The sequence below is a fragment of the Pseudomonas sp. LBUM1662 genome (assembly GCF_059695915.1).
This window is the reverse complement of record NZ_CP166793.1, coordinates 4,937,251-4,949,823: the sequence shown is the minus strand read 5'-3', so window position 1 is coordinate 4,949,823 and position 12,573 is coordinate 4,937,251. Positions and strand designations below refer to the sequence as shown.

The following is a 12,573-nucleotide window of genomic DNA, read 5'->3' as shown; positions in this document are numbered from 1 at the left end:
TTAGTGAGTATTCGACCTCTTTTCGCTGCCCTGGCCGTTCTGGCTCTGGCGGGTTGTGCAGCCGATCCGGCGCCGAATGAACAAATACGCCTGACCGAACAGGCGCTCGTACAAGCCAAAGCCGTGGGCGCCACTGTCGACGACGTACCAGAACTGAAACTGGCCGAAGACAAGTTTTCCCGTGCCCAGGGCGACATGACGGATCAGTCCTACAGGCATGCGCGCATGCGGGCCGAACAGGCCGAACTGGACGCTCGCCTGGCCGAAGCCAAGGTGCTGACCCTCAAGAGCGAGGAGCAGTTGAACGTGCTCAATACCCGCATCACTCGCCTGCGCAAGCAACTGGGAGATGCCCAATGAGCCTCAAGTCCAAATTACTCGGCGGTTTGATCCTGGCCGGTTGCGCGAGCCTTTACGGTTGCGCCGGCCAACACAGCGAGGCCGCGTTGCAGCAAGCCGGGACTGACTTCCAGAAGGTCAAGGAAGACTCCAACGTGCTGCGAATCGCGCCCAAGGACGTGATCCGCGCCGGTGAATCCCTGGCACGCGCCGATCGTCTGTCCAGCTACTGGGGCAGCGGCTCGGATGTGGTGCATTACGCCTACTTGAGCCAGCGTTACAGCGAAATCGCCCGTGAACACACCAATCAGGTGCTCAACGAAGAGCGTGCGGCGAAGCTCGAACTGGAGCGTCAGCGCCTGCAACTGGCTCTGCGTGAGTCCAAGTTGCTCAGCGTGCAGCAGCAGGGCAAGTGGCTCGAAGAACAGATCGTTGCGCTGGCCACCACGCAGACCGACCGTGGTCTGGTGATGACACTCGGCGATGTGCTGTTCGACACCGGTGAAGCGGAGCTGAAGAATTCGGCGAACCGTGTGGTGTTGAAGATCGTGCAATTCCTGCAGCTCAACCCCAAGCGTGTGGTCCGCATCGAAGGCTACACCGACAGCACCGGCGGCAAACAGGACAACCTCAAACTGTCCCGTGACCGTGCACAATCGGTGGCGGACGTGCTGATGGACTTGGGTATCGACGACAAACGCATCAAAGTCGAAGGCTACGGCGATGAATTCCCGGTGGACGTGAACGCTTCCGAGCGTGGTCGCGCGCAGAACCGTCGAGTGGAAATTGTGTTCTCCGACGAAAAAGGCCAGCTCGGCGCCGCCCGCTAAGGGCTGCGTTACTGGATGAGGCAGGCAAACGAAAACGGGTAATGCCCCCATCCTGTAGGAGCTGTCGAGTGAAACGAGGCTGCGATCTTTTGATCTTGATCTTTAAAAAAGCAAGATCAAAAGATCGCAGCCTCGTTTCACTCGACAGCTCCTACAGTCCTACACTGCTCCGCGCAGCTTTTAAAACCCGGCCTGCCAGTCAGCGCCGGGTTTTTTATGCCTCAAAAGCAGTACAGTTTTTGCTGACACTGCACTGTACGGTCGACTATTGTGGCAACTGTCCCAGTACACTTCTAAACTGTTCCGGTATTGTTTCACACAAGAATAAAATGCCCGTGAAATCGAGTGCTGCGTCATGACCAATCTCTTGCTCTACCAACGTATTGCTCAGCAACTGGCCGAAGACATCCGCCGTGGTGTCTATCAACCGGGGGAACGCGTGCCTTCGGTGCGCAAGATGAGCTCGCAGCTGAACGTCAGCCACGCGACCGTTTTGCAGGCTTACGCCAATCTTGAGGATCAAGGGCTGATCCGCGCCCGACCGCAGTCGGGTTACTACGTGCACCAGACACCGGCCCTGACGGCGCCAACGCCGGACATCGCCCGGGTCGAGCGGCCCGGTCTGGTCACCCGCAGCAGCATCATTCAGCAAGTGCTGGTCGAATCCCGTCGCGAGGGTGTTTTCCCCTTGGGCGCGGCGGTGCCGAGCGTCGATTACCTGCCGGTCCGCGCCTTGCATCAGCAATTGGCCAAAGTCACCCGTTTCCATAGCCCGCGTGCCTTCAGCTACATGTTCAGCCCCGGTTTTGAACCGTTGCGCCGGCAGGTGGCGATCCGCATGCGTGATGCCGGCGTGGTGGTCGATCCTTCCGAAGTGGTGATCACCCACGGCTGTGTCGATGCGTTGCAGATGTCACTGCGCGTGCTCACCCGGCCGGGCGATCTGATCGCCGCCGAGTCGCCGACTTATTATGGTTTGCTGCAACTGGCCGACTTGCTGGGCCTCAAAGTCATCGAGATCCCCAGCGACCCGGCGACCGGCATGAGCCTCGAAGCCCTGCAATTGGCCGCCAACCAATGGTCGATCAAGGCGCTGGTGCTGACCACGCGTCTGAGCAATCCACTGGGCGGCACCATGCCCGAAGAGCGGCAGAAACAACTGCTGCGCCTGGCCTCGGATTTCGATATCCAGATTGTCGAAGACGATATCTACGGCGAGTTGATGTTCGAGCAAGGCCGGACCAAGTCGCTTAAGGCCTACGACCGGCTGGATCGAGTGATCTATTGTTCGAGCTTCTCCAAGACCCTGTCACCGGGCGTGCGGATTGGCTGGATGATCGCCGGCAAATACCAGCAAGAGATTCAGCGTTTGCAGACGTTCAGTACGCATTCGGCGTGCAGCGTCACGCAAATGGGCATCGCCGCCTACCTGGAAAATGGCGGTTACGATCGTCACTTGCGCTACATCCGCCAGGAATACCGCAAGAACCTCAGTGCCTTCCAGTTGGCGGTGCAGCAGTATTTCCCGGAAGGTACACAGATGACACGGCCCACGGGCGGCTTCATTCTGTGGGTCAGTCTGCCGGGGCGGGTCAACACTCAGGAATTGCACGTGCGGGCGTTGCAGCAGGGCATCAGTATCGCGCCGGGGCTGATTTTCAGTAACACCGAGCAGTTCAATCACTGCATTCGCCTCAACTGCGGCACGCCGTGGAATCGCGAAGCGGAGCGGGCATTGATGACGTTGGGGATGTTGGCGACGCAGCTTTGCCAGGAGACGGCCAGCGGTTTCTGACAGAACGGCTGGTCGTTTCGTACACGTGCTTGTCATGTTGCGTACAACAGGCGAGCATATGGCCCTCTGCCGTTAGCGTCGTTGGTTCCATGAAACCGATTTTTCCTGCCGTCTGCCTATCGATCTGCCTCCTCGTGACCGTTCATGCCCAAGGCGTCATGGCGGCTTCCGTTCAGGAAAAACCGACAGCCAGCGCAGAAACGACAAAAAAACCAACGCCCGTCAAAAAAACTGCAGCAGTGAAAAAGAACGCCGCCCCGGTCAAAAAGAAACCGGCGGTGGTAAAAAAACGCCCGCCGATTGCCTCCAAGTCAAAATCGGCCCGTGAAGTGGCGAAGACCCAACTCCCTTCCGCCGATCTCGACCTGAGCCTGCCTGAACATCTGGTCGAAGAGTTGAAACCCGTCGGTACGGTGCCGTTGCCCAAGCACGATGCGGTGTTGCCGCAAATGTTCGGTGACAAGAGCAGCCCGTTTCAACTCAATGGCCGACTGCTCAACAACGAAATGCAGCTTCAACTACGCAATGAAGAGCGCCGCGACGTTGAAGGCGCCGCGCTGGATTTCGAGTTCAAACAGTAAATCTGCGCCAATTCGTGACCCGCAGCCCAGACGCTTTGTCGGAGACTGGTCAGTCACATCCGTTTGAGTGCAAAAACCCCGGTCCAGGTAATTTTAAACAGCTGTTTTAGCGGTTACTCTGTGCCCCGTCCATTAACACATCGCCCGTCGCGAGGAGCTTGTCGTCATGAAATGCCGTGAAGGCTGTGGCGCCTGTTGCATTGCCCCTTCCATCAGTTCACCGATTCCCGGCATGCCCAATGGCAAAGCCGCTGGCGAACGTTGCGTACAACTGTCTGTCGATAACCTGTGCAGCATTTTCGGCGATCCGAAACGTCCTGCCGTGTGTTCGGCGTTTGAAGCCGACGTCGAAGTCTGCGGAAGCAGCAGTGACGAAGCGATCAAGTTGCTCGGATGGTGGGAGCAAATGACGGCTGCATGATGTGTTCTACGAACGGAACTTCAACAACAAGGAATAAGACTATGGGTTCGCTGCATCGTATGGCTGCGCTGTTTGGTTTGACAGTGTTGCTGGCCACCACGGCCGCGCAGGCTGAAGACTGGAAAGTGGCCAAGAATGAAGACGGCATCAAGGTGTCCCTGAGTGAAGTGGCCGGCTCCGATTACAAGGCCTACCAGGGCGTGACCCTGATGAAAACCACCATGGCCAAGTTGCGCGCGCTGCAGGAAGACGTGGCAGGCGCCTGCGCGTGGATTCACGAGTGCAAGGCCCAGAAGCTGCTCAAGCACGAAGGCGATCAGAGCTGGACCTACACCCAATTCAATACGCCATGGCCGGTGACCCCGCGCGATTCGGTGCTGCATATCACCACCACCGAAGGCGCCGATGGCAGCCTGACCCGCAAGCTCGAAGGCGTGCCGAAGTACATTCCTGAGGAAAAGGGTTTCGTGCGCGTGACCAAGGTCGATGGCTTCTGGAAGTTCGTCCCCAAGGGTGACCAGATTGAAGTGACCTACCAGGTACACACCGAACCAGGCGGCAGCATCCCGTCGATGGTCGCCAACAAGTTCGTGGTCGATGCGCCGTTCAACACGCTCAAAGCCCTGAAAGAACGCGCCGAGAAGTAATCGCGCGCTGTTTCATAAAACGCCCCGACCTTTCGGGGCGTTTTTGTCTGGCAATAGAGTCATGCGCTCCCCCAGGTTTATTTTGTTTCCGGATATACGTTGCACGAAATTTTCACAATGCCTCCAAGACAATTCGCCCGCGTCAGCATTGCGGGCACTAATTCATGGCAATGCTGCGGGTGATCGTGCAACATTTGCGCACCGCGCAAGCCCCGGGGTCGAGAACTGGCCAACAGAGGGCAGGGCGCCGCTTCACTTTTGAAACTTCAACTTCCAATGGGTCCTAAAACGACATGGCAAACCCGGACGCCCTGAGTCAGCAGCGAGCTTCTAGTCGCCTGCTGCAACCGACCGTCAAATCGCATCTGGCCTACACGCTGCTGTGTGCCTTGGTCATGATGGTCATGTTCAGCCTGCTGCGCGTCGCGCTGCTGGTTTACAACCGCGAAATGATCCTCGACACACCGGCCTCGACCTTTCTCGAGGCGTTCGCCAATGGCCTGCGTTTCGACCTGCGCCTGGTGGTCTACCTCAGCATTCCGCTGATTCTGGCACTGTTCAGCGCCCGGGCCATGGCCGCTCGCGGGTTCTTCCGTTTCTGGCTGACGATAGCTTCGAGCATCGCGCTGTTCCTCGGCCTGATGGAGATGGATTTCTACCGCGAGTTCCACCAGCGCCTCAACGGCCTGGTCTTCCAGTACGTGAAGGAAGACCCGAAAACCGTGATGAGCATGCTCTGGTACGGTTTTCCTGTGGTTCGCTACCTGCTGGCCTGGGCGTTCGGCACATTGATCCTGACCCTCGCCTTCAAGGGCGCCGACCGTGCAACCCGTCCTCGCGGTCCGTTCAGCGGCGGCAGCATCGGCACGCGCCAGATCGCCCCGTGGTATGCCCGAGGCGTCGTGTTCGTGGTCTGCCTGTTGGTCTGCGTGGTTGCCGCTCGTGGCACTCTGCGCCAGGGCCCGCCGTTGCGTTGGGGCGACGTCTACACCACCGACTCGAACTTCGCCAACCAGTTGGGCCTCAACGGCACGCTGTCGCTGATCGCGGCGGCCAAGAGCCGGATGTCCGAAGACCGCGACAACATCTGGAAAGCCACACTGGAACAGCCAGTGGCTCAGCAGACTGTCCGCGATATGTTGCTGACCCCGAGCGACAAACTGGTGGATGGCGAAACCGCGGCCGTGCGTCGCAGCTATTCCCCGGCCGCCGACAAGACCCTGCCGATCAAGAACGTCGTCGTGATCCTGATGGAAAGCTTCGCCGGTCACTCGGTGGGCGCGCTGGGCCGTCCGGGTAACGTCACGCCGTACTTCGACAAGCTGTCGAAAGAAGGCCTGCTGTTCGACCGCTTCTTCTCCAACGGCACCCACACCCACCAGGGCATGTTTGCCACCATGGCGTGTTTCCCGAACCTGCCAGGTTTCGAATACCTGATGCAGACCCCGGAAGGCAGTCACAAACTGTCCGGCCTGCCGCAGTTGCTCAGCGCCCGTGACTACGACGATGTGTACGTCTACAACGGCGACTTCGCCTGGGACAACCAGTCGGGTTTCTTCAGCAACCAGGGCATGACCAACTTCATCGGGCGTAACGACTTCGTTAACCCGGTGTTCTCCGACCCGACCTGGGGCGTGTCTGACCAGGACATGTTCAACCGCGGCCTGGAAGAGTTGAAAGCCCGCGATGGCAAGGACAAAAAACCGTTCTATGCCTTGCTGCAAACCCTGTCCAACCACACGCCGTACGCCTTGCCGACGCCATTGCCGGTCGAGCGCGTGACCGACCGTGGCAGCCTCAACGAACATTTGACCGCCATGCGCTACTCCGACTGGGCGCTGGGTCAATTCTTCGAGAAGGCGCGTAAAGAGCCGTACTTCAAGGAAACCCTGTTCGTGGTGGTCGGCGACCACGGTTTTGGCAACGAGCAGCAGATCACCGAAATGGACCTGGGCCGCTTCAACGTACCGATGCTGCTGATCGGGCCGGGCGTGCAGGACAAGTTCGGCCAGGTTGACCACACCGTGGGCACTCAGATCGACATCGTGCCGACCATCATGGGTCGTATCGGTGGCGACGTGATTCACCAGTGCTGGGGCCGTGACTTGCTGAACCTGCCGGAAGGCGACAAGGGCTTCGGCGTGATCAAGCCTTCGGGCAGCGATCAAACCGTAGCGCTGCTGACCGCGGACCGTGTGTTGGTACTGCCTAAGGAAATGCCGCCCAAGCTGTATCAGTACGAACTGGGCGCCAATCCAAAAGGCGAAGTGATTCCGGCGTCGGCTGACGAAGCGGCCCTCAAGCAAAAGCTAGAGTCGTTCATCCAGACGGCCACCAAGAGCCTGATCGACAACACCGCCGGTGTGGTTGACGGCAAGCCGGACTAAGTTTTCCGCGCAATAAAAAAGAGGCCCTTCAAGGGCCTCTTTTTTTTGCCTGTTAAATCTTTATATCTTGCCAAGTAACAGCAGAATCAACAGCACCACCAACACCACGCCGATGATACCCGACGGGCCATAACCCCAACTTCTGGAGTGTGGAAAGACCGGCAAACCACCTACCAGCAGGAGAATCAGAATTACGATAAGAATTGTGCCCATGTCTATTTCCTTGTTGGAAGTGTTCTGGATGACCTAGCTTTTAACTGTCAGCTGGACTGCAATAAACCCGAGCTGCTTACAAAATCCGACTATTGCTCGTGGCAGAAAATTCCAAGTTTTTTTAATGTTTTTCGAAGAAAGCCTTATTTCGTTTTTTGCAGCGTTAGTTGATTCGCACGCTCCAGCGGTTTGCTCGGACCATTCAGCAATCTGATGGAGCGTGGGTCGCGCAATGTCCTTCGCTACACTCAACGCATCTTCCCCGGAACAACAAGGCTGTTTGCTATGCAAAATCGCATGATGATCACTGGCGCGGGCTCAGGCCTGGGTCGCGAAATCGCGCTGCGCTGGGCGCGTGAAGGCTGGCAGCTGGCCTTGTCGGATGTCAGCGAGCCCGGTCTGCAGGAAACCCTGAAACGGGTTCGTGAAGCGGGCGGCGACGGTTTCATCCAGCGTTGCGATGTGCGCGATTACAGCCAGCTGACGGCGTTCGCCCAGGCGTGCGAAGAGAAGCTTGGCGGCATCGATGTCATCGTCAACAACGCGGGCGTGGCGTCGGGCGGATTCTTCAGTGAACTGTCCCTGGAAGACTGGGACTGGCAGATCGCAATCAACCTGATGGGCGTGGTCAAGGGCTGCAAGGCCTTCCTGCCGCTGCTGGAAAAAAGCAAAGGCAAGATCATCAACATCGCTTCCATGGCGGCCCTGATGCAAGGCCCGGCCATGAGCAACTACAACGTGGCCAAGGCCGGCGTCGTGGCCTTGTCCGAAAGCCTGCTGGTCGAACTGGCGCAGCAGGAAGTGGGCGTGCATGTGGTCTGCCCGTCGTTCTTCCAGACCAATTTGCTGGACTCTTTCCGTGGCCCGACCCCGGCCATGAAAGCCCAGGTCGGCAAATTGCTGGAAAGCTCACCGATCACCGCGACCGACATTGCCGATTACATCTATGAGCACGTCGCCGCTGGTGAATTCATGATCCTGCCCCACGAGCAGGGCCGCATGGCCTGGGCGCTGAAGCAGAAAAACCCGCAACTGCTGTACAACGAAATGACCACCATGGCCGACAAAATGCGCGCCAAGGCCAAACAAAACGCAGGCTGAACTTGCCCGTGCGCAACACCGTCGTTAGGGTGGCCGCAACCGGCCATCCTCACGAGACCTCTGCATGCTCAATTACCTGTGGTTTTTCCTCGCGGCGCTGTTCGAAATCGCCGGCTGCTTCGCGTTCTGGATGTGGCTGCGCCAAGGCAAGAGCATTTGGTGGGTGGTGCCGGCGCTGCTCAGTCTGACGTTGTTCGCGCTGTTGCTGACCCGCGTCGAGGCGACTTACGCCGGTCGCGCCTATGCCGCCTATGGCGGCATTTATATTGTCGCCTCGATCGGCTGGCTGGCGGTGGTCGAGCGGATTCGTCCCCTGGGTTCGGACTGGTTGGGCGTGGCGCTGTGCGTGATCGGGGCCAGCGTGATTCTGTTCGGCCCGCGTTTCTCCGCTTCCTGAAGCGACATTTAAAGGATTTGTCAGACGTTTCCGTAAGGGCGGATCGTCCAGCGTTGTAGGGCAAGACTGAATTGCCGACATTGCATTGAAGCGCGACGGTGCGACGGGCATCTTCAAGGGCCGGTAACCCTGAAGGATGAATGCCATGCTTGTACTCAGTCGCGTTGTGGGCGAGATGATTTCCATCGGTGACAACATTTCAGTGCGCATCATCGCCGTCAACGGAGGCAGCGTGCGCTTCGGCGTCGAAGCGCCGCAGAACGTCAATGTGCATCGAGCCGAGGTCTATGAGCGCATCCAGATCAAACTGGCCAAAACCAAAGATCGGTGAGCGCTTCAGTCGAACAGGTGCTTGGGCACATCATGCTTGAGCATCAACTGGCATTGCTCGCTGTCCGGATCGAAAACAATCAGCGCCTGCCCTTTGGTCAATGCCTGGCGAACACGCAAAACGCGGGTTTCCAGCGGCGTGTCGTCACCATTGTCCGTGCCGTCGCGGGTCACGAAATCCTCGATCAGGCGGGTCAGGGTGTCGACTTCAAGTTGGTCGTAGGGAATCAGCATAGGCACCTCGGCTAAATAATGGCGCGATGCTACGGCGAATGATCGGTTGCGGCTAGCCCGCAGCTAGTGTTGTGCCTGATCCACCGCCTTCGCGGGCAAGCCTCGCTCCTACAGGTTATGTGTCGATGCGCGAAACCTGTAGGAGCGAGGCTTGCCCGCGAAAGGGATCCCTCAGACGATGAAAAAGCCAGGGTCAGCTATCTGTTCGCTGCCCAACGAGGCTATCCACCGACGGCACCCGCGTATCACTTTCCATCTGCGTGTCATGCTCGATCTGATGACTGAACCGGTCCAGCGAACCCTTCGCCGGCTGGGCATCACTGGCAAATACCGGCGGGCTAAGAATGTAGGCGCCGAGCAGTCGGCTCAAGGCCGCCAGGCTGTCGATGTGCGTACGCTCGTAACCATGAGTTGCATCGCAACCGAACGCGAGCAGGGCGGTGCGGATGTCGTGCCCGGCGGTGACGGCCGAATGCGCATCGCTGAAGTAATAGCGGAACAGGTCGCGGCGCACCGGCAACTCGTTTTCACTGGCCAGTCTCAGCAAATGCCGTGACAGGTGATAGTCGTAAGGCCCGCCGGAATCCTGCATCGCCACGCTCACCGCGTGTTCGCTGGAGTGCTGGCCGGGTGCGACCGGCGCGATGTCGATGCCGACGAACTCGCTGACGTCCCAGGGCAGGGCCGCCGCCGCGCCGCTGCCGGTTTCCTCGGTAATGGTGAACAGCGGGTGACAATCGATCATCAGCTCCTCACCGCTGTCGATGATCGCTTTCATCGCCGCCAGCAACGCCGCAACACCGGCCTTGTCGTCAAGGTGACGAGCGCTGATGTGGCCACTTTCAGTGAACTCCGGCAACGGGTCGAAGGCGACGAAATCGCCCACGCTGATCCCCAGGGAGTCGCAGTCGGCGCGGGTGGCGCAGTAAGCGTCCAGACGCAATTCGACGTGATCCCAGCTGATCGGCATTTCATCCACGGCGGTATTGAACGCGTGCCCGGAAGCCATCAGCGGCAACACGCTGCCGCGAATCACCCCGTTGTCGGTGAACAGGCTGACGCGGCTGCCCTCGGCAAAACGGCTGGACCAGCAGCCGACCGGGGCCAGGGTCAGGCGGCCGTTGTCTTTCACGGCGCGAACCGCCGCGCCGATGGTGTCGAGGTGAGCGGAGACCGCTCGGTCCGGGCTGTTTTTCTTGCCCTTGAGCGTGGCGCGGATGGTGCCGCGCCGGGTCATTTCGAAGGGAATGCCGAGCTCTTCGAGGCGTTCGGCGACATAGCGCACGATGGTGTCGGTAAACCCGGTCGGGCTGGGAATGGCGAGCATTTCCAGCAGGACTTTTTGCAGGTAGTTGAGATCTGGTTCCGGGATTTTGCTGGTCATGGAAACTCCTGATGAGTTGAGGCCATCGATGGTTTCGATGAGGAGAAAAGATGGGGTGCCTGAACTGACGCCTTCGCGAGCAAGCTTCGCTCCTACAGGTATTGCGCGTTTCTTTGTAGGAGCGAGGCTTGCCCGCGAAGGCGTCTGCCCAGACGACACATGACTAGGAAACAGCCGGCTGACTGTGCGGAAACAACAAATCCACAAACCGCTCCGCCGTCGGCTGCGGTTCATGGTTGGCCAGCCCGGCGCGTTCGTTGGCTTCGATAAACACGTACTCCGGTTGATCGGCGGCAGGCACCATCAGGTCGAGCCCGACCATGGGAATATCCAGCGCCCGCGCAGCCCGCACGGCAGCATCGACCAGGGTCGGATGCAAAATCGCCGTGACATCCTCCAGAACGCCACCGGTATGAAGATTCGCCGTACGCCGTACGAACAGATGCTCGCCGGCCGGCAGAATGCTGTTGTAGTCATAACCCGCCGCCTGCAACGTGCGCTCGGTCTCATGGTCCAGCGGGATTTTGCTTTCCCCGCTGGTGGCTGCTTGCCGACGTCGGCTCTGCGCTTCGATCAGCGCGCCAATGGAATGCTGACCATCGCCCACCACTTCAGCGGGCCGACGAATCGCCGCGGCGACCACTTCGAAACCGATCACCACAATCCGCAAATCGAGACCTTCGTGAAAGCTTTCCAGCAGCACGCGACTGTCGAACTGGCGAGCGGCTTCGATGGCTTGCTGGACCTCTTCGATCGTCCGCAAATCCACCGCAACGCCGTGGCCCTGTTCGCCATCCAGTGGCTTGACCACCACTCGCTCGTGCTCGTCGAGAAACGCCAGGTTGTCATCGCCGTTGCCGGCCAGTTGCTGCGAGGGCAGGTTCAAGCCGGCGGCCTTGAGCACTTTGTGCGTCAGGCTTTTGTCCTGGCACAGGGTCATGCTGATGGCGCTGGTCAGGTCGCTCAGGGATTCGCGGCAACGCACCCGGCGCCCGCCATGGCTGAGGGTGAACATCCCGGCGTCGGCGTTATCGACGTGCACATCAATCCCGCGTCGATGGGCTTCCTCGACAATAATCCGCGCATACGGATTGAACTCGGCTTCGGGACCAGGCCCAAGGAACAGCGGTTGATTGATGCCGTTCTTGCGCTTGATGGCGAAGGTCGAGAGGTTGCGAAAACCGAGCTTGGCGTAAAGGCTTTTCGCCTGCCGGTTGTCGTGCAACACCGACAGGTCCAGGTAACTCAGCCCACGGCTCATGAAGTGTTCGATCAAATGCCGCACCAGCACTTCACCGACGCCGGGCCGCGAACAGTGTGGGTCGACCGCCAGGCACCACAGGCTGCTGCCGTTCTCCGGATCGTTGAACGCCTTGTGATGATTGAGGCCCATGACGCTGCCGATGATCGCGCCGCTGTCTTCATCTTCGGCCAGCCAATACACCGGTCCGCCCTGATGTCGCGGCGTCAGCAGATTTGCATCGATCGGCAACATGCCGCGCGCCTGGTACAGCTGATTGATCGCCTGCCAGTCGTTCTCGCTTTGCGCCCGGCGAATACGAAAGCCGCGAAACACCCGGGTGGACTGGCGGTAATCGCTGAACCACAAACGCAGGGTGTCGGAGGGGTCAAGAAACAGCTGTGCCGGTTCCAGCCCCAGCACTTGCTGGGGCGCAGCGACGTACAAGGCAATGTCGCGCTCGCCGGTCTGCTCGTTCAGCAGTTCCTGGGCCAGGCTCGCCGCATCCGCAAAGGTATGGCCGATCAGCAACCGGCCCCAGCCGCAATGCACGGCAATCGGCGCCGCGCCCAGTTCACTGCCGTCTTCGGCCAGCCGCGCCTGCAAGCGTTCGTAAGAGGGCGCCTGACCGCGCAACAGGCGTTGGCTATACGCCGTGGCGTGAGGTTTCATCG

Annotated in this window: 14 protein-coding genes; 10 read left to right on the top strand and 4 right to left on the bottom strand. The window is 59.3% G+C overall.

Features of this window, described 5'->3' with window-relative positions:
* The first annotated feature begins 3 nt into the window (after window positions 1–3).
* The 7 genes from ACA049_RS22320 to ACA049_RS22290 all read left to right on the top strand — a co-directional run bounded on the left by ACA049_RS22320 (window position 4) and on the right by ACA049_RS22290 (window position 7,000).
* The gene (locus ACA049_RS22320; protein ID WP_109633786.1) at window positions 4–360 is read left to right on the top strand and encodes a DUF4398 domain-containing protein; all 357 of its coding nucleotides are present in this window, start codon (window positions 4–6) and stop codon (window positions 358–360) included.
* Window positions 357–1,169 (top strand): OmpA family protein, encoded by an 813-nt coding sequence (locus ACA049_RS22315; RefSeq protein ID WP_497329899.1) that lies wholly within the window; start codon window positions 357–359, stop codon window positions 1,167–1,169. The genes ACA049_RS22320 and ACA049_RS22315 overlap by 4 nt, the downstream gene beginning before the upstream one ends.
* Window positions 1,170–1,524: 355 nt before the next feature.
* Complete coding sequence (locus tag ACA049_RS22310; RefSeq protein ID WP_109633782.1) at window positions 1,525–2,964, top strand: aminotransferase-like domain-containing protein; 1,440 nt, start codon at window positions 1,525–1,527, stop codon at window positions 2,962–2,964.
* Between the two features lie 89 nt (window positions 2,965–3,053).
* Window positions 3,054–3,545 (top strand): translation initiation factor 2, encoded by a 492-nt coding sequence (locus ACA049_RS22305; RefSeq protein ID WP_497336946.1) that lies wholly within the window; start codon window positions 3,054–3,056, stop codon window positions 3,543–3,545.
* A 166-nt stretch (window positions 3,546–3,711) separates the two neighbouring features.
* Complete coding sequence (locus ACA049_RS22300) at window positions 3,712–3,966, top strand: YkgJ family cysteine cluster protein (protein ID WP_109633779.1); 255 nt, start codon at window positions 3,712–3,714, stop codon at window positions 3,964–3,966.
* Between the two features lie 41 nt (window positions 3,967–4,007).
* Window positions 4,008–4,613, top strand: a complete 606-nt coding sequence (locus tag ACA049_RS22295) for an START domain-containing protein (protein WP_497329897.1) — start codon at window positions 4,008–4,010, stop codon at window positions 4,611–4,613.
* 293 nt (window positions 4,614–4,906) lie between these two features.
* Window positions 4,907–7,000 carry an LTA synthase family protein gene (locus ACA049_RS22290; protein ID WP_497329895.1) on the top strand — a complete coding sequence of 698 codons (2,094 nt, stop codon included), beginning with the start codon at window positions 4,907–4,909 and terminating at the stop codon, window positions 6,998–7,000.
* Between the two features lie 60 nt (window positions 7,001–7,060).
* Here ACA049_RS22290 and ACA049_RS22285 read toward each other — a convergent pair whose 3' ends face one another.
* Window positions 7,061–7,219, bottom strand: a complete 159-nt coding sequence (locus ACA049_RS22285) for a DUF3309 family protein (RefSeq protein ID WP_169858239.1) — start codon at window positions 7,217–7,219, stop codon at window positions 7,061–7,063.
* A 279-nt stretch (window positions 7,220–7,498) separates the two neighbouring features.
* On the opposite strand from ACA049_RS22285, the gene ACA049_RS22280 reads away from it, so the two are divergent.
* From ACA049_RS22280 to csrA, 3 genes are all read left to right on the top strand, one after another.
* A complete protein-coding gene (locus tag ACA049_RS22280) occupies window positions 7,499–8,314 on the top strand; it encodes an SDR family oxidoreductase (protein WP_497329893.1) in 816 nt (271 codons plus the stop codon).
* Window positions 8,315–8,378: 64 nt separating this feature from the next.
* Window positions 8,379–8,711, top strand: coding sequence for a YnfA family protein (locus tag ACA049_RS22275; RefSeq protein WP_403107395.1), 333 nt, complete (start codon window positions 8,379–8,381; stop codon window positions 8,709–8,711).
* A 145-nt stretch (window positions 8,712–8,856) separates the two neighbouring features.
* Window positions 8,857–9,042, top strand: coding sequence for a carbon storage regulator CsrA (csrA, locus tag ACA049_RS22270; RefSeq protein WP_497329891.1), 186 nt, complete (start codon window positions 8,857–8,859; stop codon window positions 9,040–9,042).
* A 5-nt stretch (window positions 9,043–9,047) separates the two neighbouring features.
* Here csrA and ACA049_RS22265 read toward each other — a convergent pair whose 3' ends face one another.
* The 3 genes from ACA049_RS22265 to ngg form a co-directional block, all read right to left on the bottom strand.
* Window positions 9,048–9,275, bottom strand: coding sequence for a YheU family protein (locus tag ACA049_RS22265; protein ID WP_010461751.1), 228 nt, complete (start codon window positions 9,273–9,275; stop codon window positions 9,048–9,050).
* A 193-nt stretch (window positions 9,276–9,468) separates the two neighbouring features.
* Window positions 9,469–10,659: an osmoprotectant NAGGN system M42 family peptidase gene (locus tag ACA049_RS22260; protein ID WP_109633769.1), complete on the bottom strand. Its 1,191-nt coding sequence runs from the start codon at window positions 10,657–10,659 to the stop codon at window positions 9,469–9,471.
* 163 nt (window positions 10,660–10,822) lie between these two features.
* Window positions 10,823–12,571, bottom strand: a complete 1,749-nt coding sequence (gene ngg / locus ACA049_RS22255; RefSeq protein WP_497329889.1) for an N-acetylglutaminylglutamine synthetase — start codon at window positions 12,569–12,571, stop codon at window positions 10,823–10,825.
* Window positions 12,572–12,573: the final 2 nt, after the last annotated feature.